Raw genomic sequence first — 24,089 nt, forward strand, 5'->3', positions numbered from 1 at the left:
GGCGCTGCCCCAGACCCCGGCCGCTCGAGAAGATCAGTTGAGGGCCAAGCCTTTTGCGCTACCGGCACGGTGCGCACGCGCGCCCCACCACCCGGGCTGGCCTGGGTGACGGAAAGGTCTTGGCTTCGTCCACGGCGCGGATTTCCGCAGCGCTCCTGGCAATCAGCGAAGCGCCGACCACAACGCTGGCGTTCGTTGGATCCCACGCGAGGTCGGGGCCGAGGGTGAGGCATAGCGGCATAGCTGCTTTTCAAAGCCGCTATGCGTCACCCTCGGCCCCGACCGTCCCAGCGTAAGCGAGAGTCAGGCCCTCATGACGGTGGCGATCGGGATCCCGGCCGCCCTCAGGGCCGGGATGAAGCCGCCCAGGATTCCGGCCACCAGGCCGGCGATGATCCCGGCCACCCCGGCCTCCCAGGGGAATTGCACGTCTTGGAGGATCGGCTGCGAGTTGCCCACCACGGACGACACCACGCGCAAGCCGGCCACGCTGACGCCGATGGCCAGCGCTGCTGTCAGTAAGCCGGTCAGCAGGGTTTCGACCAACACGATTCCCGCTAACAAGAAGCGTGGCGTGCCCACCGCCCTTCTCAGGGCGAACTCCTCGACTCGCTCGCCGACTGTGGCCAGGCCTACGTTCAGGATTCCGGCTACGCCGATCAGTAGCACCAGGCCGGCCATGGCGAAGAAGACCAGTTGCATCAGGGTCAGGGTCTTCTGTTGCTCCTTGCGGGTTTCTACCGTGTAGACGTACGGCTCGTTGCCCAGGCCCTTCAGTTTGCTGGTCACCACCGGTTCTACCGGGGAGCCGGGCGCCATCATCAGGCGTAGTTCGCTGTTGCTGGTGGGGTCGGCCAGGCGGGAGGTCGGCAGCCAGGTGGTGAGCTCGTCGAGGCGTACGTAAGCGCGGGGTTGACCGTCGCCGTCGTCGACCACGCCGGTGAACTGGGGGGTGACGTTGTTGGTGGCGCCGCCCACGCGCATCTCGGCGGGGACGTTGTGGCGGGCGAAGGCTTTGGCCGCCTCCTGGTTGAGCACCAGTTCGGGGGCCAGCGCGGGCATCGTCGTGAAGTCGAGCCACTGGCCGGAGATCTGGCGGAACGGGCGGAACTGGCGGATGTCGCCGGTGAGGGCGGTCAGGCGGACCTCGATCGCCTCGCCTTCGGGGCCGCCGACGGGGACGCAGCCGTTCTCGTCGCAGGCCATCTGGGGGCCCCAGTCCTCGTCGATGGGGGAGCCGCCGGGGTTGTGCGGCGCCACACCGGGTTCGCCGATGATGCCGCTGACGGCCAGCATCGCCACCGCGTCGGCGCGGCCCTTCACCGTGGCCGTGATCATGTCGGCCGCCTCTTGCTGGGGCGGCATGTCCATGATGCGGGTGCCGTCGTAGCCGGCCGTCAGTTCTACGTCGGCCAGCAGTGCTCTTTCGGCGATGCTGGCGCCGGCCTGCACCACCACGACGGCCAGCACGCCGAGGAACAGGCTGATCATCGAGAGCAGGGTGCGTAACTTTCTCGCGCGGATGCCCTGGATGCCGATGATCAGGGAGGACCGGAAGCGGCCCGAGAAGCGTCTCACCGCGCGGCCACCCGTTCGTTCAGCACCCCGTCGACGAGGTCGTGGATGCGGCCCATGCGGGCCGCGTGGTCGCGGTCGTGGGTGACCAGGATCAGGCCGCAGCCACGGCTGGTCGCGGCGAGCAGGGCGTCGATGACCAGCGTGCCGGTCTCGGTGTCGAGGGCGCCGGTCGGCTCGTCGGCCAGCAGGATCTTCGGGTCGCGGACCAGGGCGCGGGCGATCGCCACCCGCTGCTGCTCGCCACCGGACATCTTGGCCGGGCGGCTCTTGGCCAGGTGGGCGATTCCCACCTCTTCCAGGGCCGACATCACCCTCGTGCGGCGCTGGCGGCGGGGCAGCCAGCCCTGGCCGTTGACCAGGGCCATCGCCACGTTCTGGGCCGCGGTCAGGTGTTTGAGCAGGAAGAAGCGCTGGAACACGAAGCCGAAGTGGGAGCTGCGGAGGCGGGCCGCCCGCCTTTCGGGAATGCGGCCGATCTCTTGTCCTTCCAGGCGGTAGCTGCCCGAGTCGGCCCGGTCGAACAGGCCGATGACGCTGAGCAGGGTGCTCTTGCCCGAGCCGGAGCGGCCGACGATGGCCAGGCTCTGACCGGCGTCCAGGCTGAGGCCGACGCCGTCGAGGATCGTCCGGGGTTGTTCCTGACCTTTGAGGACCTTCGTGATGCCGGCCAGTTCGATCAGGGAGCTCATCCGTTGGGGCCCTTGCCGTTGGGGTCGCCGCCCTCGGGCGCGGCCGGCAGGTCGGGGCCGGGCACGGCGATAGTCTCGTCGCCCTTGAGACCGGACTTGATCTGGACGACCTTGCCGTCGGTCAGGCCGAGCACGACGTCGACGGTCTTGCGCTGCTGGTCGTCGCCGACGATGTCGACCTTGCCCTTGCCCTGGGTGCCCGCGACGGCCTCGACCGGCAGCACCAGCACCTTGGACGCCTTGGCCGTGACCACCTGCAGGGTCACCTGGGCGCCGTTGATCAGCTTGACGTTCTCCGGCGGGACGCAGACCAGCCGCATGCCGGTGGCCTCGGAGCCGTCGCTGCCGCCCTCGTCGGGCTGTTCCGCCTCGGGCGGGGTGATCACCTGCGGTGCGCCGGACGCGCCCGGGGCCGGGGTGTTCACGACCGGCGGCGGGGGTTCGGGGATGGTGCCGGCGGGCAGGGCGGCGATGGTGCCGACCGCGGTGCAGGCGAACGGGCCGGGGCCGTTCTTGATCTGGGCCCGGACGTCGGTGACGGCGCCGGAGACGCGGTAGGCCTGCGCGCTGTCGATCTCGGCCACGATGCCGTAGCCGGCGTGTTTGGCCGAGACGATGGGCATGCCGGTGGTGACGTCGCTGCGGTCGTCCATGAGCCGGCCGGCCATGATCGAGTCCTTCGGGATCATGACCTTGCGCGGGTTGCCGTCCTCGTCCCAGATCGTGGCCACCCACTTCGGGCGGACGGCGGCCGTGGTCGACGGCTTCTTGTCGAGCCAGCGCAGTTCGCCGTCGACCGGGGCGACGATGCCGAAGACCGGGTTGATGGTGACCGAGCCGCCCAGGCTGATCTGGTTGCTCAGGTTCTGCCGCTTGGGCTTGACCGTGGTGAGCACCGTGCCCCGCGCTTCCAGGCCGGGGGTCGGGGTGTCCTGCCGGCCCGAGTCGCACGCGCCGAGGACCGCGGCGACCAGGACCGCCAACCCCGCTCCGGTCACTCTGCGTGTGCTCACCTGTACCCCTTATGTCCGGCCGTGGTGATCTCTGGGCGAGACCCGGCCGGGCAGAGGTTACAAGGGCCGCGCAACCGTCGATGTCCCAGCGCCGGGGACGGCCGGGAAATACCTTGAGGTGATGGGGAAATGGCTCCGCGTGCTCGCGGATCTGGGCGTGCGAACGAAGATCCTGGGCGCGGTCTGTGTGGCCATCCTGGTCGCCGTCGTGGTGGGCGCGGTCGGTCTGAGCGCGCTGGGCCGGTCGAGCGACTCGGCCGAGGAGATCTACGTGAGCAATGTGGCCGGTGTGAACGAGCTGGGTGACCTGCGGACCTCGCTGGCCAGTGCCCGGATGGACGCGGCCAACTTCATGATCTCGGCCACGGCGGCGCTCAAGGAGCAGTACCGGCAGGCGTTCGCGGGCGACTACGCCGAGATGCAGGATGCATTGAAGTCTTATCGGCAGAGCGATCCGGTGGTGGACGACGCGGCGATCGCCGAACTGGCCGACGACTTCGTGAACTTCGACCGGATAGTGCGGGAGCGGCTGTTCCCGGCCGGGCTCCGCAACGACCTGGCGGCCTGGCAGTCCGTGCGCGACACCGAGCTCAAACCGTTGATGGCCGAGGTCGAGGGTGACCTGGTCGGCATGCGGGCGGCCGAGAACGCCGACGCCCAGCGGAACGCGAAGGCGGCCCGCGACGGCTACGAGTCGAGCCGTATGGTGTCATTGGTCCTGCTGATTGCCGGGGCGCTGATCGCGCTGGCCCTGGGGGCGGTGGTGGCCCGGCAGATCGTGCACTCGATGTCCCGGGTCCGGACCGTGTGCGAGGGCCTGGCCGAGGGCGATCTCACCCGTACGGCCGGTCTGACCTCCCGCGACGAGCCGGGCCGCATGGGTCAGGCCCTGGACGCGGCCGTGACCCGGCTGCGGGACACGGTGATGACGATCGACAGCTCGGCGGTCGCGTTGCGCGGCGCGTCGGAGCGCATGTCCGACGTGGCGACCGAGATCGCGGTGTCGGCCGACGCGTCCTCGGAGCGGGCGCAGACCGTGTCGGCCGCGGCCGAGCAGATCTCGCGCAGCGTCTCGGCCGTGTCGTCCGGCAGCGACGAGATGGGCGCGGCGATCCGGGAGATCTCGCAGAACGCGGCCGAGGCGGCCCAGGTCGCGAGCGAGGCCGTGGGGCTGGCCGTCAGCACGTCGGCCACGATGACCAAGCTGGGGGAGTCGTCGGCCGAGATCGGCTCCGTGATCAAGGTGATCACCTCGATCGCCGAGCAGACCAACCTGCTCGCGCTGAACGCCACCATCGAGGCGGCCCGGGCCGGCGAGGCGGGCAAAGGGTTCGCGGTGGTGGCGTCCGAGGTCAAGGATCTGGCTCAGGAGACGGGCCGCGCCACCGAGGACATCTCGACCCGGGTCGAGGCGATCCAGGCGGACACGACGGGCGCGGTCACCGCGATCGAGGAGATCAGCCGGGTCATCGCGCGGATCAGCGACTTCCAGACGACGATCGCGTCGGCGGTCGAGGAGCAGACGGCGACCACGAACGAGATGAACCGCAGTGTCGGGGAGGCGGCCGCCGGCACGGGGCAGATCTCGGGGAACATCGCCGAGGTGGCCGACGCGGCCCACCGTACGAGTGAAGGCATTTCGCGGTCGCGGCAGGCGACGGCCGAGCTGGCCACGATGTCAGGCGACCTGAACGCGCTGGTGTCGCGGTTCCGGTACTGAGCTTGTTTGAGTCCGGCCGAGGGCGGGGAAGGAGATCAAGGTCAGTTTCCACCGATTTCGAGGAGATGTGATGAGTGCGGTGACAGACCCCGCGACCGTGGGCAACAGCCTGCGGGTCGGCGCCGGTTTTTCGCAGGGCGACCTCAACTGGATCGCCGAGCAGTTCGCCACGCTCGATGCGCGCCTGGCCGGTTTCCACGCCGACTCGACCGAGCTGGAGGTCTCGGTCAAGGACCGCGACGCCCGCGGCCAGAAGGTCACGCTGGAATGCTGGATCGCCGGCCGCCAGAAGATCGTCACCACCTCGAGTGAGGAGGACCTGCACGCGGCGCTCAACGACGTGCGCGACGACCTGCGCCGCAAGCTGAACGACGCCAAGACCAAGCAGGAACCGCGCAACAACCGGCACCTGCGGGAGCACGCCGACCTTGACGGCGAGCCCGAACTGGTCGAGTAGTTCTCAGCGCGGCCGGGCCAGACCGAGGTCGTAGGCCACGATCGTGGCCTGCACCCGGTCGCGCGCGCCGAGCTTGGGGAGCAGGGCGTTGACGTGGGCCTTCACGGTGCCCGCGGTGATGCCCAGCACCTCCCCGATCTCGGCGTTGGACCGCCCGGTGGCGATCTGGGTCAGCACGTCCCGCTCGCGCGGGGTCAGGCCGGTCAGCCGCGGGTCGTCGTCGCGGGCCGCGGTGACCGTGCCGGTGGCGAACGCGTCGATCAGCCGCTTGGTCACGGCCGGGCTGAGCATGGCCTCGCCCGACGCGACAGTGCGGATCGCCGCCACCAGTGAGGCCGGGTCGGCGTCCTTGAGCAGGAAACCGGACGCGCCCGCGCGCAGGGCCTGGAACACGTACGCGTCCTGGTGGAAGGTCGTCAGCACGATCACCCGGGGCGGATCGTCGGCCGCCGTGAGCTGCGCGGTCGCGGTCAGGCCGTCCATGCCCGGCATGCGCACGTCCATCAGCACCACGTCGGGGCGCTCGCGGGCCGCCAGGGCCAGCCCGGTTGCGCCGTCGGGGGCCTCGCCCACCACCTCGAGGTCGGCCTGGGAGCCGACGATGGCGCACAAGCCGGCCCGGACCATGGCCTGGTCGTCCACGACGATCACACGGATTCCGATGACGGCACCTCCTGGGCCGGCCGCAGGTTGTCGAGCAGGCCGCGCATCGCGGCCAGGGTGGCCTTGGCCGCGTCGTGCACGCCGTCCAGATCGCCCCGGTCGGCGGCCTCGGTGACCTTGACCGCGGCGGCGAGCACCGATGCCTGCAGCCCGGCCGCGACCCGGGCCCGTTCGTCGCGGGCCCGCTGTTCGGCGTCGGCCGACACCAGAGCCACCGCGCCCGCTTCGTTCTCCAGGCGGCGGTCGCGGCGGCGACGGGCGGCCCAGCCGGCCAGCCAGGCCCCGCTCATCGGCACGGCGAGGGCGAACCAGGCGCAGGCGGCGGTGAAGACGACCAGCGCGGCCTGCTCGCCGGGGGTCTGCGGGGGCGGCGTCTCGCCGTACACCTCGCCGCCGGCCCCGCCCGAGACGCCGAGCAGGACGGCGAAGCTGAGCGAGGCCGAGAACAGCAGGACGACCAGGCCGATCCAGCTGAACCGGGGCCGGTTGGCGTGCGCGGCCACGGCGTACACGGCGGCGATCTCGGCCCCGAAGTTGAACAGGAAGAGCCAGGCCTCGGCCGGGGGTGCCACGCCGGTGGCCACCAGCAGCGGCCCGAGCCAGGCGGTCAGCGCGACCGCGGCCACCATGATCCACGGGTGCCGGCGGCGCCCCAGCAGGGGCGCGGAGTGCAGCATCACGGCCAGCAGCAGCAGGATCGCGGCGGCGGGGGCGACGCCGTCCTCCTCGACCATGAGGGCCACGCCCGACAGGGGCAGGAGCAGGGTCAGAAGGACCAGACCCGCATCCAGTACGACCTGACTGCGCAGCCACACGCGGAGCCGCACGGGTGCGGCCACGGCCGGGAGCACCGCGCGGACCTGCCAGCCCCCACCCGTACGGGGACCGGCCGTGACCGTGCCGCCCAGAGCGGCCGCCCGTTCCCGCATGCCGGTCAGCCCGCGCCCGCTGCCCAGCCCCTCGACCGGCGCCGCCGCCCCGTCGTCCTCGACCACCAGCGTCGCGCCGGTCTCGTCGTACGCCTGGGAAACCCGGACGGTAGCGCCGGGCGCATAACGCAGGGTATTGGTGAGCGCCTCCCGCGCGATGCCGTGCAGCGCCTCGGCCTGAGCCGGCGGCGGGTCCCCGGCCATCTCGACGTGCACCACCTGGCCCAGCTGGCGGAAATCGTCGGCCAGATCGGCCAGGTTCGCCGCCTCGGTCGCCCGGGGCAGCACGTCGACCAACTGGTGCAGCGCGGTCAGCGTCTCGCGCCCGGTGCGCGCGGCGAACTCCAGCGACTCGGCCCGCAGTTGCGGCGTCCCGATGAACTGGGCCGCCGACGCGTTGACGACGATCGAGGTCAGGTGGTGGGCGCTGACGTCGTGCAGCTCGCGGGCCAGCCGGCGCTGCTCGGCCGCGGCCGCGTCGACCCGGGCCCGCTCGGCCTGCTCGAGCCGGTGGGCGGCCGCGTCCCGATCGTCGAGCCAGCGGCGCCGCACCCGGCCGCCCGCCGCCACCAGCGCGTAGAAGGCGACCGAGACGAACAGGTCGAGCGGTTCGTCGCCGGCCACCAGCACGGCCTGCAAGGCGAGCAGACCGGCCACGGTCAGCAAGGTTGCGCGGCGGGAACTACGCAGGGCGACATGGAACAGGGCGATCGACTCGGCGACCGAGAGCACGAGCAGGGCGTCGCCGGGGAAGAAGTACTCCTGCTGCGGGGTGGCCCAGACGCCGAGCGCGAGCCCGACGGCGACCACCGCGACCGCGATCAGCGGGCGGGTGCGGCGCAGCACCAGACCGGCACAGACCACGGCGATGATCGCCACCGCGGCGGTGACCCGGGTCGGGTCGGCCCGGCCCAGCACCGGGAACGGCCAGTACGCGAGCTGAGCCGCCGCGAGCAGCGCGGGCAGCAGCCAACCTTTCCAGCGAGCCATGATGCCGACACCCTATCTATGCCCTGGGGCAGGGGTCGGAGTCCGGCTCCGGCCGGATTCGCGGGAGCGTGCGGATCGACAGACTTCTCGCATGGAATATCACCGGCTCGCCCGCACCCCCGGCCACCGATGGTGGCGGACCCTGCTCGGCACTCTGTTCATCCTGGTCGGCGGCGCGATCGTCATCGTGTTCTCGTACCTGGTGGTGACCGCGGCGGCCGTGGTGGCCGGTCGTCCGAACAATGTGGACGGCCTGCCCAGCTTCGGTGACCGGGTCGACCTGGTGCTGGCCTTCGCGACCATCGCCGTGCTGCTGCCGCTGACCCTGCTCGCGGCCCGGTGGATCCAGCGGCGGCCGGCCGGCAGCCTGTCGTCGGTGACCGGGCGGCTGCGGTGGCGGTTCCTGCTGACGCTGCTGCCGGTCGCACTGATCGCGGTCGTGGTGCTGCTGGGCGGCGGGCTGGCGCTTTCCGGGTCGGCCGGCGTCGAGGACTCGGCCCTGGCCGGGTGGGGGCCGTTCCTGGTCTCGATGGGGCTGCTGGTGCTGGTGGTGCCGCTGCAGGCCGCCGCCGAGGAGTACCTGACCCGGGGCTGGCTGCTCCAAGCGGTGGGCGCGTGGTTCCGGCGGCCGTGGGTGCCGATCGCCTTCCAGGCCCTGGTCTTCGCGGCCGCGCACGGCTGGGGGACGCCGTGGGGGTTCGCCGACCTGTTCGTCTTCGGCGCGGTGACCGGGTGGCTGACCGTGCGCACGGGCGGGCTCGAGGCGGCGATCGCCCTGCACGTGGTCAACAACCTGGTGGCCGCCGGGGTGGCCGCCGCGTACAACGAGCTGACGATCACCGAGACGGCGGCCGACATGCCGTGGCAGATGTTCGCGGTCGACCTGGTGGTGCTGCCCGCGTACGCCGTCGTGGTCTTGATCCTGGCCCAGCGGATGAATCCGGCGACCTCAGGCCACGTGGCGGGCGGGCCGCAGCATGGTGAGGGCGCGCAGGGCCTCGGCGCGGGAGATGGGCTGGTCGTCCTCGGCCTGGACGGCCAGGGCCATTTCGATCGCCTGCCGGATCCAGGTGGTCTTGGGCACGGCGGCGGCCTTGGCCGCGGCGGCGACCGCCTGCTCGAGCTCGACCGGCAGGCGGAGCGAACGGACGACCATGACCGGTGAGCCGGTCGGCGGTAGCGAGTCGAGCAGGGCCTGCTCGTCGGCCGGGGGCGGCGCGAAGGTCAGACCGTCCATGAAGTTGGTGAGCTCGTCGGGGTTCTGCGGTACGTCGTGGTCGTGACTCATCGTGACTCCTCCCACCGGCTGAATTCCTTCAGCTCGTCCTGCGTCATGTCGCGCGCGCCGATGACCTTCCAGGTGAAGCCGGTGGTCTGGTAGACCGCGACGATCAGCGGACGACCGGCCACCGTACGGCTCCACACGGTGAGGACCGGGACGCCGGTGGCGCTGACGGCCTGGCGGGGCCACCGGCGCCGGGCGTCGAGCGCTTGCCAGACCTCGTAGGGCTCGATGCCGAGCAGGGCGGCCAGCGCCCAGTCCTCCCATTCGTACGGCACCGGTCCAGCGTACTACGCGCGTGATACGAGGCGCTGCGCTCGATGGGCGGCCATCCGGACCGGGTCGTTGGCGAAACCGTAGCCCCGGTAGCCGCCGACCCGCTGGACGATCTCGAGGAAGACCCGATTTCCCAGTACGGGCGTGAAGAGCTGCAGATAATGGCCGTGCTCGTCCTGGTCGTGCAGAGCGCCGAGCTTGCGTACGGTGTCGCGCAGCTCGGCCGGCAGGTCCGTGCGGGCGTCGAGGTCGTCGTAGTAGTTGCCCGGCACCGGCACGGTCTCGACCCCGGCCGCGGTGCGGGCCAGGTCGTCGGTGAGCAGGGTGAGGCTCTGCGGGTGGGGGACGGCGGGCGCCCAGTCGCCGCGGCGCAGCAGGGGGACGCTGAGGGCCAGCCGCACGCGGCGGTCGGCGTTGCGGACGGCCAGCGTGCGGACCAGGCCGAACGGGGCCGCGAACTCGCCCGCCTCGTCGTCGGTCAGGCCGAGCACGCTGCGATAGAACAGGGCCGCCTCGTCGTAGCGGTCGAACGGCTGGGCCAGCGACAGGTGGTCGATCGACAAGCCAGTTCCCCGCGTACGGTCCTCGCCGGTCGTCAGGAAGTCGCCCAGCCAGTGCTCGCCGCGGCAGAAGAAGATCTCGGTGCCGTCGGGCGCGGCCACGGCGGTCAGGTCGGCCTCGCTCTGCCGGCGGCGCCGGGGAAGGGGAGTGGCCAGCAGTTCGGCGGCCCGGGCGGCCGAGGCGGCGGGGTCGGTGCTCTCCAGGGCGAAGGCGCGGATGGCGGTGCGGCTGTCGCCCGAGTTGAGCAGGATGCGGGCGGTGCCCTGCTCCCACAACTGGACGGCCTTGGACCGGTGCTGGCCGGTATGCGCGAAGCCGAGCGCGCGCAGCACGGTCTCGAGCTGCGGGCCGGTCTCGGCGTCCACCCCCAGCTCGGCGAACGCGATCCCGCTGAGCGCGGGGGCCGGGGTGAGCGCGTCGTTGAGGGCGATCAACGAGCGGCGGGCGTCGACGGCGGTGCGGTGGGGATCGGACTGGCGGAACACGTCGTTGAAGACCTCGAGCGAGAGCGGGCCGGAATAGCCGGCGTCGAGCACGGCCCGGGTGAAACCGGTGAGGTCGAGGCGGCCCTGAAGCGGGAAGAGGCGGTGGTGGCGGCTCCACTGCAGCACGTCCATGTCGAGGCGGGGGGCGTCGGCGAGCTGCAGGAAGAAGATGCGGTCGCCGGGCAGGTCGGCGATCTCGGCGTACTCGTCGGTGTGCGACAGGACGTGGAAGCTGTCGAGGCAGAGGCCGAGGGCGTGGTGGTCGGCGCGGCGCACGATCTCCCACGAGTGCTCCCAGGTCGAGACGTGGCGGCCCCAGGCCAGCGCTTCGTAGGCGATTCGGATCCGGCGCTCGGCGGCCAGCTCGGCCAGGCGGCGCAGCTGGCCGGCGGCCAGGGCGTCGTCGTTGATCGTGTCGGAGGCGACGGAGGAGCAGATGAGGATGGTGTCGGCGCCGAGGCGGCCCATCAGGTCGAGCTTGGCTCGGAAGCGGCGCTCGACCGCGGCGAAGCGGTGCGGGGGAGCGCCTTCGGCGTCACGGAACGGCTGGTAGAGGTCGATGGTGAGCCCGAGGTCGGCCACTCGGCGGCGGATCTCTTCAGGCGAGCTGACCGAAGCGATGAGGTCGTTCTCGAAGATCTCGACCCCGTCGAACCCGGCCGCGGCGGCGGCCGCGAGCTTCTCTTCGAGCGTGCCGGAGAGGCAGACGGTGGCCACGCTCGTCCGCATCGCGCCTCCTTGTGTACGAACCAGTACGTTCACTCTAGGGAGAGGTCGGGTAGGCGGCAAGATGGGAAGTAGACCAGGATCCTAGGATGGCTTAGCCGTGGTGCAGTGACGGCGGTGCCCCTGGGCGCCCAGGGGCGATGTGCTGGCCGTGGGTGACACTGGCGGGAATGTGCGGCTGCACCGCTTCGACAGTTAGCGCGGGTGCCCCGAACTGCTTCGTTGGAGTTCGGGGGTGGGGTCAGGCGCGTTTGTAGAGGGCGAACGTGGTTCGCCGGCGTAGGTGGAAGCCGATGGATTCGTACAGGCGGATGGCGTTGGTGTTGGCGGCTGAGGTGTGCAGGAAAGGGACCTCGCCGCGGTCGCGGATGCCCGCTGCCACGGCTCGGACCAGGCGGGTGGCGAGGCCCTGGCCGCGGTGAGCCGGGTCGGTGCAGACGGCGCTGATCTCGGTCCAGCCGGGTGGGTGCAGGCGTTCGCCGGCCATGGCGATGAGCTTGCCGTCCCGGCGTACGCCTAGGTAATTGCCCAGCTCGATCGTGCGGCGGCGGAACGGGCCGGGCTGGGTGCGTTCGATCAGGTCCAGGATCTCGGGTACGTCGGGTGGGCCGAGCGGGTGGGCCTCGTCGAACGGTTCGGCCCGCAGGGACTCGTCGACGAACTGGACGCCGCCGACCTCACCTGCGATCACCCAGCCAGGGTGGTGGGGTGGGACCGGTCCGGCCACCGCCACCTCGGCGGCCGGACCGGTCAGTTCTGCGAGGTCGGACCACGCGTGGGGGTCCTGCGGGTCGTGCAGCGCGTGGAACGGGGCGACCTCGGTCTGGTAGCGGACGGCCTTTCCGTACGCCTCGGCGAACTTGGCGTGGGGGCCGCGCAGGGAGGCCCAGACCGCGTTGTCCAGCACCGCCTGCGAAGCCTCGACCGTAGTCATCGCGGCCGTCCGGGCACGGCCAGGCCGAGGTGGTCGCGCAGGGTCGGGCCCTCGTAGTCGGTGCGGAAGACGCCGCGTTCCTGCAGCAGCGGGACGACCGTGTCGGCGAACTCGTCGAGGCCGCCGGGGGTCACGTGGGGGACGAGGATGAAGCCGTCGCTGGCATCCTGTTGCACCAGTTCGTTGAGGGCGTCGGCCACTGTTGTCGCCGAGCCGATGAAGTTCTGGCGGCCGGTGACCTCGATGATCAGTTCGCGGATCGACAGTTTTTCGGCGGTGGCCCGGTCGCGCCACTCGTTGGCCACCTCGATGGGGTCGCGGTGCAGGCGGACGCTGGCCCGGCCGCGCGCGATGTGCTGGTCCGACACGTCGGGGTCGATGTCGGGCAGGGGGCCGTCGGGGTCGTACGCGGAGAGGTCGCGGTTCCACAGTTGCTCGAGGAACTTGATCGCGGTGGCGCCGCTGACCTGTTGCCGCCGGACGATGCGCGCTTTCTCCTGCGCGTCGGTGTCCGTGTCGCCGAGGACGAACGTCGCCGCGGGCAGTACGAGCAGTTCGTTGTGCTCGCGTCCGTACTTGGCGAGGCGGCCCTTGACGTCGGCGTAGAACTTCTGGCCGTCCTCGAGGGTGCCGTGGCGGCTGAAGATGGCGTCGGCGGTGGCCGCGGCGAACTCGCGGCCCGCGTCGGAGTCGCCGGCCTGCAGGATCACCGGGCGGCCCTGCGGGCTGCGGGGCACGTTGAAGCGTCCGGAGATGTCGAAGTGCTGGTCGGTGTGGCGGAACGCGCCGGCCCGCGGGTCGCGCAGGAAGACGCCGCTGTCCTGGTCGGCGGCGATCGCGTCGTCGGGCCACGAGTCGAACAGTTCCTTGGCCGTTTTCAGGAACTGGGTGGCCCGCGTGTAGCGGTCGCCCTCGGCCAGGAAGCCGCCGCGGCGGAAGTTCTCGCCGGTGAACGCGTCCCACGAGGTGACGACGTTCCAGGCGGCGCGCCCGTCGGAGAGGTGGTCGAGACTGGCGAACTGCCGGGCCACCTCGTACGGCTCGTTGAAGGTGGAATTGATCGTGCCGGCCAGCCCGAGGCGGGTGGTGACGGCGGCCAGCGCGGCCAGCACGGTGAACGTGTCGGGACGTCCGACCACGTCCAGGTCGTAGATCTGCCCGCCCTGTTCGCGCAGGCGCAGACCCTCGGCCAGGAAGAAGAAGTCGAACTTGGCCCGTTCGGCGGTCTGCGCGAGCTTGACGAACGAGTCGAACTCGATGTGGCTGCCGGCCGCGGGGTCGCTCCACACGGTGGTGTTGTTGACGCCCGGGAAGTGCGCGGCGAGGTGGATCTGCTTAGGCAACGCGGGCTCCTTCGGCGTAGCGGTTGGCCGGTCGCTCCAGACCGAGCAGGCCGCGCAGGGTGGATGCCTCGTACTCCGTACGGAAGACACCGCGCGCCTGGAGCTCGGGCACCAGGCCGCGGGTGATGCCGCGCAGGTCGGCCGGCAAGCGGCCGGGGCGCAGGCGGAAGCCGCTGAGCCCGGCCGCTTGCCACTCGAGCAGCAGGTCGGCCAGCTGGGCCGGCGTCCCGGAGAAGACCGTGGCGTCGGACGAGAACGGTTCGACCGTGAAACCGGGGGAGGTCGGCTCCAGGAACACCACCAGGTCGCCGAAGACGTGCTTCAGGTCGACCTGTCCGACGATCTGCCGGGCGTTGTCGGCGTCGGCCGGCGTCACGTAGGCCACGTCGGCCGAGCGTGCGGCGAACTTGTAAGGGATTTCCGCGTGGCCGAGCGCGGTCACCACCGGCTGACCTTGAGGCGGCCGAGGGGTGATCGAGGGGCCCTTTACCGTGAAGAAGCGGCCTTCGAAGTTGATGTAGTGGACCTTGTCGCGGTCGATGAAACGGCCGGTCGCCGCGTCGCGGATCTCGGCGTCGTCCTCCCAGCTGTCCCAGAGGCGCCGCACGGCTTCCACGTAGTCGGCGGCCTCGTCGAACAGGTCCTGGATCGCCGCGGGGGTCTCGATGTCGACGTCCCGGCGGCCGAAGTGCGCGGCCTCCTGCGGTCGGGCGGAGAGCTGGACCCGCCAGCCCGCGCGGCCCTTGCTCACGTAGTCGAGGGTGGCGATGGCCTTGGAGATGTGGAACGGCTCGGTGTGGGTGACGGTTGCCGTCGGCACCAGGCCGATGTGACGGGTGACGGGGGCGACCCGGGAGGCGATGAGTACGGCGTCCAAACGGCCCTGCACCTGGGCCGGGTCGTCCGTCTGCAGGCCCAGTGAGTCCTCGATGGTGACGAAGTCGAGTTTGCCGGCTTCGGCCTCGGCGACCAGGTCGATCCAGTAACGGGCGGTGAACAGGTCCTGCGGGCGGGCGTCGGGCTCGCGCCAGGCCGAGGGATGCCAGCCGGCCCCGTCCAGGGCGACCGCCAGATGAAGGTTCGGCATGGGTTACTTCCCCTCGATGGGCAGGCCGGGCGGGTTGATCTCGGAGGTGTCGACCGTCTCGCCGGCCAGGTTCCAGCGGTCCAGGATCTTCTGGTAGTCGCCCGACTTGATCAGTTCGTTGACCGCCGCCGCGTACGCCTCGACCAGGCCGCTGCCCTTCTTGGTGGTCAGCGCGATCTTGCCCTGGAGCGTCGACCCGGCCCCGGAGTAGGTGCCGACGATCTCGGTCTCGCCCGCGGTGGCCACGTGGTAGGCCGAGGTCGGGTTGGGGCCGAGGTAGCCGTCGATCGCCCCGGAGCCGAGAGCCAGGTAGGTCGCCTGGTTGGTCTGGTAGTACTTGATGTCGACCTTGGGCAGGCCCTGCTTGACGGCTTCCTCGCTCCACTCGACGAGGATCTTCTCCTGGTTGGTGCCGGAGCCGACGGCGATCTTCTTGCCGGCGACGTCCTGGGGGCCGGTCACCTTCCAGCCGCTGCCCTTCTTGGCCTCGAAGGCGAGCTCGTCCTTGCGGTAGGTGGCGAAGTCGTACTTCTGCTTGCGTTCCTCGGTGACGGTGATGTTCGAGGCGCCGACGTCGTACTTGCCGCTGTCGAGGCCGATGAACAGGCTCTCCCAGCTCGTGTTCTGCAGGTCGGGCTCGAGGCCGAGGATGCCGGCCACGGCGACGGCGATGTCGGGCTCGCTGCCGATGAGCGTCTTGTTGTCGGTGGCGGTGAAGGCCAGCGGGGCGAAGCCGGCCCCGGCCGCGCCGACGCCGATGACCAGCTTTCCCTTCGTACGTACGGCCTCGGGAACTTGACTGGCGATGGCGTCGACCTTGGCCGGCACGATGCGCTGCTGATCGGGGCCGTCGTTGATCTTGACGGTCTGGCCGGTGTTGCTGTCGATCGCGGCGGCGGCCTTCGGGGTCTCGTCCGGTGCGGCGCAGGCGGCGAGCCCCAGACCGGCCAGCAGGGTGGCGGCGAACAGGACTGATCTCGTACGCATAATTTTCCTTCGCATTTAGACGAGGACCTTCGAGAGGAAGGCCTTGGTGCGTTCGTGCTGGGGGTTGTCGAGGACCTCGGCCGGCGGGCCCTGTTCGAGCAGGCGCCCCTCGTCGAGGAAGACGATGGTGTCGGCCACCTCGCGGGCGAAGCCGATCTCGTGGGTGACGACGACCATCGTGGTGCCGGCCTTCGCCAGGTCCCGCATGACGTCGAGCACCTCGCCGACCAGTTCCGGGTCGAGGGCCGAGGTGGGCTCGTCGAAGAGCACGAGCTTGGGTTCGAGGGCCAGGGCGCGGGCGATGGCCACGCGCTGCTGCTGGCCGCCGGAGAGCTGCCGGGGGTAGGCGTCGACCTTGTCGGCCAGGCCGACGCGGGCCAGCAACTCACGTCCCCGCGGCTCGGCCTCCTTGCCCACGGCTTCGAGCACGTTCTGCAGGGCGGTCATGTGCGGGAAGAGGTTGAACGTCTGGAAGACGAAGCCGATGTCGCGGCGCTGCTTGAGGATGTGGCGTTCGCTCAATTCGTGCAGTTTGTTGCCGACCCGGCGGTAGCCGATCAGCTCGCCGTCGACCCGGACCCGGCCGCGGTCGACCTTCTCGAGGTGGTTGATGCAGCGCAGCAGGGTCGACTTGCCCGAGCCGGAGGGGCCGATGACGACGGTGACGCTGCCGGCCGGGACGGTGAGGTCGACGTCGTGCAGCACTTCGAGGGTGCCGAAGCTCTTGGTGACGCCGGTCAGCTCGATCATCGGACGTACCCCCGCGCGTAGTGCCGCTCGACGTAGTGCTGCAGGACCGACAGGGCGGCGGTGAGGATCACGTACCAGACGGTCGCGACCAGCAGCAGTGGCACGACCCGGCCGTTGCGGCCGTAGATGACCTGGACCTGGTAGAACAGCTCGCCGATGGCCAGCACGTAGACGACCGAGGTGCTCTTGAGCAGGTTGACCAGTTCGTTGGCCGCGTTGGGCAGGATCGCCCGCATGGCCTGGGGGAGCAGGATGCGGCGGAACTGGCGCAGGCGCGGGATGCCCAGGGCGGCGGCCGCCTCGAGCTGGCGGGAGTCGACCGACAGGATGCCGGCCCGGACGATCTCGGCGGCATAGGCGGCCTCGTGCAGGGCCAGGCCGAGCAGGGCCGCGCCGAACGCGCTGACCAGGGTGGAAGTCTCGAAGCTGAAGAAGCCGGGCCCGAACGGGACGCCGATCTGCAGACGGTCGTACAAATAGCCGAGGTTGGCCCAGAACAGCAGCTGGACCAGCAGCGGAACCGATCGGAAGACCCAGATGAAACCCCAACTGACCGATTTCAGTACGGGGTTCTTGGAGAGCCGCATGGGGGCCAGGACGACGCCGCCGGCGAAGCCGAGGATCGCCCCGGCGAAGGTGAGCTGCAACGTGACGAGCAGCGCGTCCATCACGGATTTCTCGAAGAAGTAGCCGAAGAACGTGCCCCAGTCCCAGCCCGGGTTGGTGATCAGGCCGTGCAGGAACTGGGCGACGACGACGAGGACGGCGGCCGCGGCGACCCAGCGCCACGGGTGCCGGGCCGGCACGACGACGAGGTCGTCCGGTGGCGGGGGTTCGTCGCTCGGACGGCCGGTCGCCGCGCGAGCCGAGGACAGAAGACTCACGAGGGTCCTTCCGGCGAGGGCTGTTGCGAAGACGCTAAATCGGCGACTGCAAAACCCTCAAGTCCTATCGGGTGTATATGTTTAACGAACTTGTCAACGAGTCCCGGGCGAGGTCGCGGGCGGCCACCGCGATGGCGGCGGCCAGCAGGGCGGCCCAGATGCCCAGGCCGTACGAGACGTGGCTCACCGGCCCCCAGCGAGACTCGCAGTGCTGGTACGGCCGGGTTGAGGCTGGACTGGTCGAGCAGCGTGGTGAACGTGGCGGCGAGACAGAGGGCAAGGGTGACCGCGGGTCGTTTCATGCTCACCGCTATCTGGGACGAAGACCGTTGACCCCTTGCTTATATCCTAGTTCGGCTATAGGAAAAAGGGAGCCCGTTCCCCTGGAGGTGGAGATGCGTCGCCGTTCCCTGCTGATCGCCGCCGTGGCAACCGCGCTCGTCGCGGGCTGCTCCGGCAGTGGTGGCACCGACTCCGCCGCGGCCGGCGAACCGGTCTCCGGAGGCGCCCTGACCTGGGCCGTCGAGACCGAACCGATCACGTTGAACCCGCACCAGTACGCGCAGGCCAAGGCGCGCCTGCTCGTCTGGAACAACTTCGAGTCCCTGCTCACCCACGACGACAAGGGCGGCTACGTGCCGTGGCTGGCCAGCGGTTACGAGGCGTCAGCGGACGGGTTGACGTACACCGTGAAGTTGCGCACCGGCGTGACGTTCAGCGACGGCACAGTGTTCGATGCGGCGGCGGTCAAGGCCAACATCGACCAGCTGCTGGCCGACGGGTACGCCCCGGCCGTGGCCGCCGTACAGCTGAAGAACTTGAAATCGGTCGAGGTCGTGGACGCCTCGACGATCAAGTACAACCTGACCACGCCGGACGTGTTGATCCTCGACTTCCTGTCGTCGCCGCAGGGCGCGATCGTCTCGCCCAAGTCGCTCAAGGAGGCCAAGAACCTCAAGGCCGGCGGGACGGACCTGGCCGGGACCGGGCCGTTCGTGCTCGACCGGTACACGCCCGGGCAGGAGCTGCACTACAAGCGCAACCCGAGCTACCGCGACCGGCCGGCCTACCTCGACGAGGTCACCTACCGCTTCCTCAAGGAGAGCTCGGTGCGGGTCGGGGCGCTGACCTCGGGTCAGGTGCAGGTGATCGAGGGCGTGCCGGCGACCGACCAGGCCCAGATCACCGGCAACCCGGCGCTGACGCTGAGCAAGGGGCTCAACTCGGGGTCGGCGTACAGCTACTACTTCAACGTCACGCACGCGCCGTTCGACGACATCCGGGTGCGCCAGGCGTTCCGGGACGCGCTCGACGTCGACACCGTGCTGCAGGGGGTCTACCGCGGTACGGCCACGAGGGCTTGGAGCGTGATCGGGCCGACCAGCCCGCTCTACGACAAGACGCTCGAGGGCACGTACGGCGGTGACGCGGCGCGGGCCAACGCCACGCTCGACGCGGCCGGGTGGAACAACAAGGATGCGGACGGCTACCGGGTCAAGGACGGCAAACGACTGACCGTGCGGCTCGTGCAGTCGGCGCCGTTCGTCCGCGACCGCCGCGAGATCCTGGCCCAGGCCGTGCAGGCCGCGGTCAAGCAGAGCGCCGGCATCGACCTGCGGGTCTCGGTGGTCGACCAGGGCACTGCGGCGGCCGCGCTCGAGAAGGGCGAGTACGAGGTCTTCGACAACTCGCGGGCCGACACCGACGCCGGGGCCGCGCTCAACCTGCTGCTCGCCTCGAACGGCGCCATCAACCGGCTCGGCGTGCAGGACAAAGCGATCGACGGGCTGCTCGAGAAGGGGCAGGCGGCTCAGGAAGCGGCCGAGCGCGTCGACGTATACAAGCGGCTGCAGCAGAAGGTCATCGCCGACGACTCGCTGATCCTGCCGCTGTACGCGCCGGCCGACCAGATCGCGTCGTCCAAGAAGGTCGGCGGGCTGCAGTTCGAACCGACGGCCGGCGTGCCGGGCAGCGCCTACACCGTCTGGCTGAGCAAGTGATCGTGCTCCGCCGCCTGGCCACCGGGCTCGTCGTGCTCTGGGCCGCCGCGACCGCCGCCTATCTGGCGCTGCTCGCGGCGCCCGGGGACACCGTCGACAGCATCATCGGCGAAGGCGCCGACACGCCGCTGATCCGGTCCCAGATCATCCGCGAGTGGAACCTGGACCGGCCCGCCCTGGTGCAATACCTGGACTACCTGTGGCGCGCGGCCCAGGGTGACCTCGGCCGGTCCTATCTGCTGCAACGGCCCGTACGGGATGTCATCGCCGACCAGATCGGGCCGACGCTCACCCTCGCGGTGACCGCGGCCGGGCTGGGCATCGTGCTCGCGCTCGTGCTGGCCGTCACCACCCGCCGCCCGTGGGCCCGGCGGGTCAGCTCGACCACCGAGCTGGTGCTGGTCTCCACCCCGTCCTTCCTGATCGGGATCGTGCTGCTCAGCGTGTTCTCGTTCAGTCTGGGCTGGTTCCCGGTCTCCGGTGATCAGGGCGTCGCGGCCCTGGTGCTGCCCGCGGTCACGCTGGCCCTGCCGGTGGCCGGGGTGCTGACCCAGGTGCTGCGGGACGGGCTCGACCGGGCCCTGGACGAGCCGTTCGTGGTCACGGCCCGGGCGCGCGGCCTGGGGGAAAGAGCGGTTCTCGTACGGCATGCCCTGCGCCACGCCCTGCTGCCGGTGATCACGCTGATCGGCTGGCTGTTCGGCGTGCTGCTGGGCGGCGCGGTCATCATCGAGACCGTCTTCGGGCGGCCCGGGCTGGGCCAGGTGACGCTGCAGGCGGTCACCAGCGAGGACCTGCCGGTGGTGCTGGCGGTCGTGGTCTTCTCCGCCTTCGTCTACGTCGTCATCAACACCCTGGCCGACCTCGCGTACCTGGTCATCGACCCCCGCCTGCGCAGGAGCTGACATGACTATCGCCCTCGACCGTCCGTTGTCCCTGCGTTTGCGCCGCCCGTCCGGGGGAGGCGTGGCGGCCGCGGCCGGGTTCCTGGTGCTGGCCCTCGTGGCCGCCGCGACCCCGTCGTTGTTCGCCGGCGATCCGCTGGCCGCTGATCCGCTGCACGTGCTGGAGGCGCCGAGCGCAGCCCACTGGTTCGGCACGGATCAGCTGGGTCGCGACGTCTTCGACCGGGTGGTTCACGGCGCCCGGCACTCCCTGCTCATCGGGGTCGTGGCCACGGGCATCGCCGTCAGCATCGGGCTTCTGCTCGGCTTGCTGGCCGGGCTTTCCCACAAGTACGCCGACGAGGCGCTCAGCCGCTCGTTCGATGCGCTCTCGGCCTTTCCGTTGCTGCTGCTGGCGCTGCTGTTCGTGGCGGTGGCCGGGCCGGGAACGGTCGGGCTGGTCATCGCCATCGGCATCGCCACGATGCCCAACTACGCGCGGGTGGTCCGCACCCAGACACTGGTGGTGCGGCAGGCCGGGTACGTGACCCAGGCCGTGGCGTTCGGGGACTCCCGCCCCCGGCTGGTGTTCCGGCACGTACTGCCGAACGTGCTGGGGCCGGTGCCGGTGCTCGCGGTGATCGGTCTGGGCGAGGCGATCCTGGCCGCGGCCGGGCTCAGCTTCCTGGGCATGGGACCGCAGCCGCCGTCCCCGGAATGGGGGGCGATGCTCTCCGAAGGGCGCGGCTACCTGAGCGTCGCCTGGTGGACCACGGTCCTGCCCGGCGTCGTCGTGACCTTGACGGTCATCTCCCTGACCGTCGTCGGCCGCCGCCTGCAGCGCCGCTTCGAAGGGAGGCTCGGATGAGCGAGTTGCTCGTTTCCGTGCGGGACCTGCACGTCACGTTCCCGCACCGTGGCGGCGACGTGCACGCCGTGCGCGGTATCGATCTCGACATCCACCGGGGCGAGTGTCTGGCCATCGTGGGTGAGTCCGGATCGGGCAAGAGCGTCACCGCGCGTACGTTGGTCGGTCTGGCCGGCCCGAACGCTCAGGTGCGCAGTTCCCGTTTCGAGATCGACGGTCGCCCGGGCCCGTTCGACTGGCCGAAACTGCGCGGCGGCTTCGTCGGGTTGGTCATGCAGGACGCGCTGGTCTCGCTGGACCCGCTGCGCACGGTCGGCGCCGAGATCAGCGAAGTGCTGAAGGTGCACGACATCGGCGACCGCAAGGACCGCCCGGCCCGGGTCCGCGCGCTGCTGACCGCCGTCCACGTCCCGGAGCCCGAGCGGCGCGCGGCTCACCGTCCGCACCAGCTCTCGGGTGGTCTCCGGCAGCGAGCGCTGATTGCTTCAGCCATCGCCGCCAAGCCGCCTTTGCTGATCGCCGACGAACCCACCACGGCCCTCGACGTGACGGTTCAGGCCCAGATCCTCGATCTTCTCGCCGAGCGCCGATCCACGGGCGAGACCCTGCTGCTGATCAGCCACGACCTGGCCGTGGTGGCCCGGTTGGCCGACCGGGTGCTGGTCATGAGGGACGGCCAGGTGGTCGAGTCGGGTCCGACGTCGTCGCTGCTGGCGGCGCCGGAACATCCGTACACCCGGCAGTTGCTGGCCGCTGTGCCGTCGGCCGCCTCCCGAGGGCGCCGCCTGTCCGCGCCGGCTGAACCGTTGGCCGCGGCACCGGCGTCCGCGTCGGCCGAGGTGGTTGTCGAGGCGGTGGGGCTGCGTAAGCGGTATGGGGCGCACACCGTGGTGGACGGGGTCGACCTGACCGTGCGGCGGGGCGAGATCGTCGGGCTGGTGGGGGAGTCGGGGTCGGGGAAGACGACGGTCGCCCAACTGCTGTTCGGGTTGACCGCGCCGACGTCCGGGACCGTGGCGTTCGAGGGCGCGCCATGGACCGGGCTCAAGGAGCGGCGGCGTCGTTCGCGGCGCCGCCGCCTCCAGCTCATCTCGCAGGACCCGCTGTCCGGCTTCGACCCGCGCTGGACCGTACGGCGGATCGTCGAGGAAGCCCTCCCCTCGGTGCCGGCGGCTGAGCTGCTCGAACGGGTCGGTCTCGGGGCCGATGTGCTCGACCGGTACCCGCGGCAGCTGTCGGGCGGGCAGCGGCAGCGGGTGGCCATCGCGCGGGCCCTGGCCCCGCGGCCCTCGCTGATCATCTGCGACGAGCCGGTGTCGGCACTCGACGTGTCGGTGCAGGCGCAGGTGCTCGACCTGCTGGCCGACATCCGGGCCGCCGACGGCACGGCCCTGTTGTTCATCTCGCACGACCTCGGCGTCGTGCACCACTTGGCCGACCGGGTGCTGGTCATGCGCGACGGCGCGGTCGTCGAGTCCGGCCCGGTCGACGACGTCTTCCACCACCCGCAGCACGAGTACACCCGCGCGCTGATCGACGCGGTGCCGACCCTGGAGGTGTCGCGATGAAATTCCTGCTCATCACGCTCATTGCCGAGAAGAACGCCGAACGCCCGGCCCACGAGCGCTTCCGCGAGGTCGTCGACAACGCCCTGCTGGCCGAGGAGCTCGGCTTCGACGGCTTCGGCGTCGGCGAACGCCACGAGCGGCCGTTCTTCTCGTCGTCACCGCCGGTGGTGCTCAGCCACATCGCCGCGCTGACCTCGCGGATCCGGCTGTTCACGGCGGTCACCACGCTGAGCCTGCTCGATCCGGTCCGCGCCTTCGAGGACTACTCGACCCTCGACAACCTCTCCGGCGGCCGCCTGGAACTGATCATCGGCAAGGGTAACGGCGCTGCCCAGGCCAAACTGTTCCACGTCACCGCGGACGACCAGTGGGACCGCAACCGCGAGAGCTACGAGCTGTTCCGCCGCCTGTGGCGCGAACCGAAGGTGACGTGGGAGGGCCGCTTCCGCCCGCCCCTCGACGAGGCCGAAGCGTGGCCCCGCCCGCTGCAGCAACCGATCCGGGTCTGGCACGGCAGCGCCACGAGCCGCGAGAGCGTCGACCTGGCCGCCCGGTTCGGCGACCCGCTGTTCTCGGCCAATGTCACCAACCCCATCGAGCCGTACGCGGAACTGATCCGCTACTACCGCGAGCGGTGGGCCCATTACGGCCACGACCCCGCCGAAGCCCTGGTCGGCGCGGGCAGCGCCGGCTTCTACGCCGCCCCGACCTCGCAGGAAGCGATCGAGACGTACCGCCCGATCTACGAGGCCCGCATCGCTCTGTTCCGCCGCGTCGGCGTCGAACCGGTGTTCCCCACCCTCGAAGACGCCGTAGAACGCAGCTCGATCCTGGTCGGCAGCCCACAGCAGATCATCGACAAGGTTCACCGCTACCACGCCGAGTTCGGCCACGAGGCCATGCACCTGCAAGCCGACGCCGACCTGCTGACCGACAAACAACACCGGGCGTCACTGGAACTCTTCCAGTCCGACATCGCCCCCACCCTGCGCCGAGACCTCCCGAGCCGCCCGTTCCCCACACCGCTCCTACCGACCCGGCCCACCGTCACCGCCCCGCCCCACGACGACGGCGTAGCAGCAGGCCTACCCGCCGGCGGCGCCTTCACCGAACGTCCCGCACCATGACGCGCCCCCCACCCACCGCCGCAGGCAACCGCGTTTGGCGTATCTCGCCCACTGCCGCAGGCAACCGCGTTTGGCGTATCCCGCCCACTGCCGCAGGCAACCGCGTGCGGCGCAGCCCGCCCACTGTCGAGGGAAGTCCTGTGCGGCGTCCTCCGCCTGCCGCCGTGGGTAGCCGTGCGCGCTGCATCCCGGCCGCGGTCAAGGGAAGCCCCGCGCGGTGTCTCTCGCCTGCCGCCGACGCCAACACGGTGCGACGCATCCTGGCCGCTGTCGAGCGGAACCCTGCGC

General features: G+C 70.7%; 21 protein-coding genes. 8 read left to right on the top strand and 13 right to left on the bottom strand.

Annotated features, from left to right (window positions below; translation table 11 throughout):
• Nucleotides 1–303: 303 nt before the first annotated feature.
• From M1L60_RS06610 to M1L60_RS06620, 3 genes are read right to left on the bottom strand one after another with little or no spacing between them, the layout of a single operon-like run.
• Nucleotides 304–1,578, bottom strand: coding sequence for an ABC transporter permease (locus tag M1L60_RS06610; RefSeq protein WP_253236381.1), 1,275 nt, complete (start codon nucleotides 1,576–1,578; stop codon nucleotides 304–306).
• Nucleotides 1,575–2,267 (bottom strand): ABC transporter ATP-binding protein, encoded by a 693-nt coding sequence (locus M1L60_RS06615; protein ID WP_253236382.1) that lies wholly within the window; start codon nucleotides 2,265–2,267, stop codon nucleotides 1,575–1,577. The genes M1L60_RS06610 and M1L60_RS06615 overlap by 4 nt, the downstream gene beginning before the upstream one ends.
• On the bottom strand, nucleotides 2,264–3,280 hold the full coding sequence (locus M1L60_RS06620; protein ID WP_253236383.1) for an efflux RND transporter periplasmic adaptor subunit: 1,017 nt from the start codon (nucleotides 3,278–3,280) through the stop codon (nucleotides 2,264–2,266). The genes M1L60_RS06615 and M1L60_RS06620 overlap by 4 nt, the downstream gene beginning before the upstream one ends.
• 121 nt (nucleotides 3,281–3,401) lie before the next feature.
• On the opposite strand from M1L60_RS06620, the gene M1L60_RS06625 reads away from it, so the two are divergent.
• Together M1L60_RS06625 and M1L60_RS06630 are read left to right on the top strand one after the other, a co-directional pair.
• Nucleotides 3,402–5,000 (top strand): methyl-accepting chemotaxis protein, encoded by a 1,599-nt coding sequence (locus tag M1L60_RS06625; protein WP_253236384.1) that lies wholly within the window; start codon nucleotides 3,402–3,404, stop codon nucleotides 4,998–5,000.
• Between the two features lie 70 nt (nucleotides 5,001–5,070).
• Entirely contained in the window at nucleotides 5,071–5,457 is a 387-nt protein-coding gene (locus tag M1L60_RS06630; protein WP_253236385.1) for an HPF/RaiA family ribosome-associated protein, read from the top strand.
• Nucleotides 5,458–5,460: 3 nt separating this feature from the next.
• Here M1L60_RS06630 and M1L60_RS06635 read toward each other — a convergent pair whose 3' ends face one another.
• Together M1L60_RS06635 and M1L60_RS06640 are read right to left on the bottom strand one after the other, a co-directional pair.
• Nucleotides 5,461–6,084, bottom strand: coding sequence for a response regulator (locus M1L60_RS06635; protein WP_253236507.1), 624 nt, complete (start codon nucleotides 6,082–6,084; stop codon nucleotides 5,461–5,463).
• Between the two features lie 20 nt (nucleotides 6,085–6,104).
• Nucleotides 6,105–8,039: a sensor histidine kinase gene (locus tag M1L60_RS06640; RefSeq protein ID WP_253236386.1), complete on the bottom strand. Its 1,935-nt coding sequence runs from the start codon at nucleotides 8,037–8,039 to the stop codon at nucleotides 6,105–6,107.
• A 91-nt stretch (nucleotides 8,040–8,130) separates the two neighbouring features.
• On the opposite strand from M1L60_RS06640, the gene M1L60_RS06645 reads away from it, so the two are divergent.
• Nucleotides 8,131–9,204 carry a CPBP family intramembrane glutamic endopeptidase gene (locus M1L60_RS06645; protein ID WP_253236387.1) on the top strand — a complete coding sequence of 358 codons (1,074 nt, stop codon included), beginning with the start codon at nucleotides 8,131–8,133 and terminating at the stop codon, nucleotides 9,202–9,204.
• Nucleotides 9,205–9,323: 119 nt separating this feature from the next.
• Here M1L60_RS06645 and M1L60_RS06650 read toward each other — a convergent pair whose 3' ends face one another.
• The 8 genes from M1L60_RS06650 to M1L60_RS06685 all read right to left on the bottom strand — a co-directional run bounded on the left by M1L60_RS06650 (nucleotide 9,324) and on the right by M1L60_RS06685 (nucleotide 17,354).
• Nucleotides 9,324–9,599 carry a hypothetical protein gene (locus tag M1L60_RS06650; protein WP_253236388.1) on the bottom strand — a complete coding sequence of 92 codons (276 nt, stop codon included), beginning with the start codon at nucleotides 9,597–9,599 and terminating at the stop codon, nucleotides 9,324–9,326.
• Nucleotides 9,600–9,611: 12 nt separating this feature from the next.
• Nucleotides 9,612–11,372 carry a sugar phosphate isomerase/epimerase and 4-hydroxyphenylpyruvate domain-containing protein gene (locus M1L60_RS06655; RefSeq protein WP_253236389.1) on the bottom strand — a complete coding sequence of 587 codons (1,761 nt, stop codon included), beginning with the start codon at nucleotides 11,370–11,372 and terminating at the stop codon, nucleotides 9,612–9,614.
• Between the two features lie 238 nt (nucleotides 11,373–11,610).
• On the bottom strand, nucleotides 11,611–12,303 hold the full coding sequence (locus tag M1L60_RS06660) for a GNAT family N-acetyltransferase (protein WP_253236390.1): 693 nt from the start codon (nucleotides 12,301–12,303) through the stop codon (nucleotides 11,611–11,613).
• Nucleotides 12,300–13,646 carry an NtaA/DmoA family FMN-dependent monooxygenase gene (locus M1L60_RS06665; protein WP_253236391.1) on the bottom strand — a complete coding sequence of 449 codons (1,347 nt, stop codon included), beginning with the start codon at nucleotides 13,644–13,646 and terminating at the stop codon, nucleotides 12,300–12,302. Before M1L60_RS06665 ends, M1L60_RS06660 begins: the two co-directional genes overlap by 4 nt.
• Nucleotides 13,639–14,733, bottom strand: a complete 1,095-nt coding sequence (locus M1L60_RS06670; protein WP_253236392.1) for an LLM class flavin-dependent oxidoreductase — start codon at nucleotides 14,731–14,733, stop codon at nucleotides 13,639–13,641. The genes M1L60_RS06665 and M1L60_RS06670 overlap by 8 nt, the downstream gene beginning before the upstream one ends.
• Nucleotides 14,734–14,736: 3 nt before the next feature.
• Entirely contained in the window at nucleotides 14,737–15,720 is a 984-nt protein-coding gene (locus M1L60_RS06675) for an ABC transporter substrate-binding protein (RefSeq protein ID WP_253236393.1), read from the bottom strand.
• 15 nt (nucleotides 15,721–15,735) lie between these two features.
• A complete protein-coding gene (locus M1L60_RS06680; RefSeq protein ID WP_253236394.1) occupies nucleotides 15,736–16,470 on the bottom strand; it encodes an amino acid ABC transporter ATP-binding protein in 735 nt (244 codons plus the stop codon).
• On the bottom strand, nucleotides 16,467–17,354 hold the full coding sequence (locus M1L60_RS06685) for an amino acid ABC transporter permease (RefSeq protein WP_253236395.1): 888 nt from the start codon (nucleotides 17,352–17,354) through the stop codon (nucleotides 16,467–16,469). The genes M1L60_RS06680 and M1L60_RS06685 overlap by 4 nt, the downstream gene beginning before the upstream one ends.
• A gap of 395 nt (nucleotides 17,355–17,749) precedes the next feature.
• Here M1L60_RS06685 and M1L60_RS06690 point away from each other — a divergent pair, with 395 nt between their 5' ends.
• From M1L60_RS06690 to M1L60_RS06710, 5 genes are read left to right on the top strand one after another with little or no spacing between them, the layout of a single operon-like run.
• Nucleotides 17,750–19,354, top strand: a complete 1,605-nt coding sequence (locus tag M1L60_RS06690; RefSeq protein ID WP_253236396.1) for an ABC transporter substrate-binding protein — start codon at nucleotides 17,750–17,752, stop codon at nucleotides 19,352–19,354.
• Nucleotides 19,351–20,259 carry an ABC transporter permease gene (locus M1L60_RS06695; protein WP_253236397.1) on the top strand — a complete coding sequence of 303 codons (909 nt, stop codon included), beginning with the start codon at nucleotides 19,351–19,353 and terminating at the stop codon, nucleotides 20,257–20,259. The genes M1L60_RS06690 and M1L60_RS06695 overlap by 4 nt, the downstream gene beginning before the upstream one ends.
• 1 nt (nucleotide 20,260) lies before the next feature.
• Complete coding sequence (locus M1L60_RS06700) at nucleotides 20,261–21,106, top strand: ABC transporter permease (protein WP_253236398.1); 846 nt, start codon at nucleotides 20,261–20,263, stop codon at nucleotides 21,104–21,106.
• Nucleotides 21,103–22,674, top strand: coding sequence for a dipeptide ABC transporter ATP-binding protein (locus M1L60_RS06705; protein WP_253236399.1), 1,572 nt, complete (start codon nucleotides 21,103–21,105; stop codon nucleotides 22,672–22,674). The genes M1L60_RS06700 and M1L60_RS06705 overlap by 4 nt, the downstream gene beginning before the upstream one ends.
• A complete protein-coding gene (locus M1L60_RS06710; protein ID WP_253236400.1) occupies nucleotides 22,671–23,801 on the top strand; it encodes an LLM class flavin-dependent oxidoreductase in 1,131 nt (376 codons plus the stop codon). The genes M1L60_RS06705 and M1L60_RS06710 overlap by 4 nt, the downstream gene beginning before the upstream one ends.
• Nucleotides 23,802–24,089 lie beyond the last annotated feature (288 nt).

The organism is Paractinoplanes aksuensis (genome assembly GCF_024137025.1).
GTDB classification, from domain to species: Bacteria; Actinomycetota; Actinomycetes; order Mycobacteriales; family Micromonosporaceae; genus Actinoplanes; species Actinoplanes aksuensis.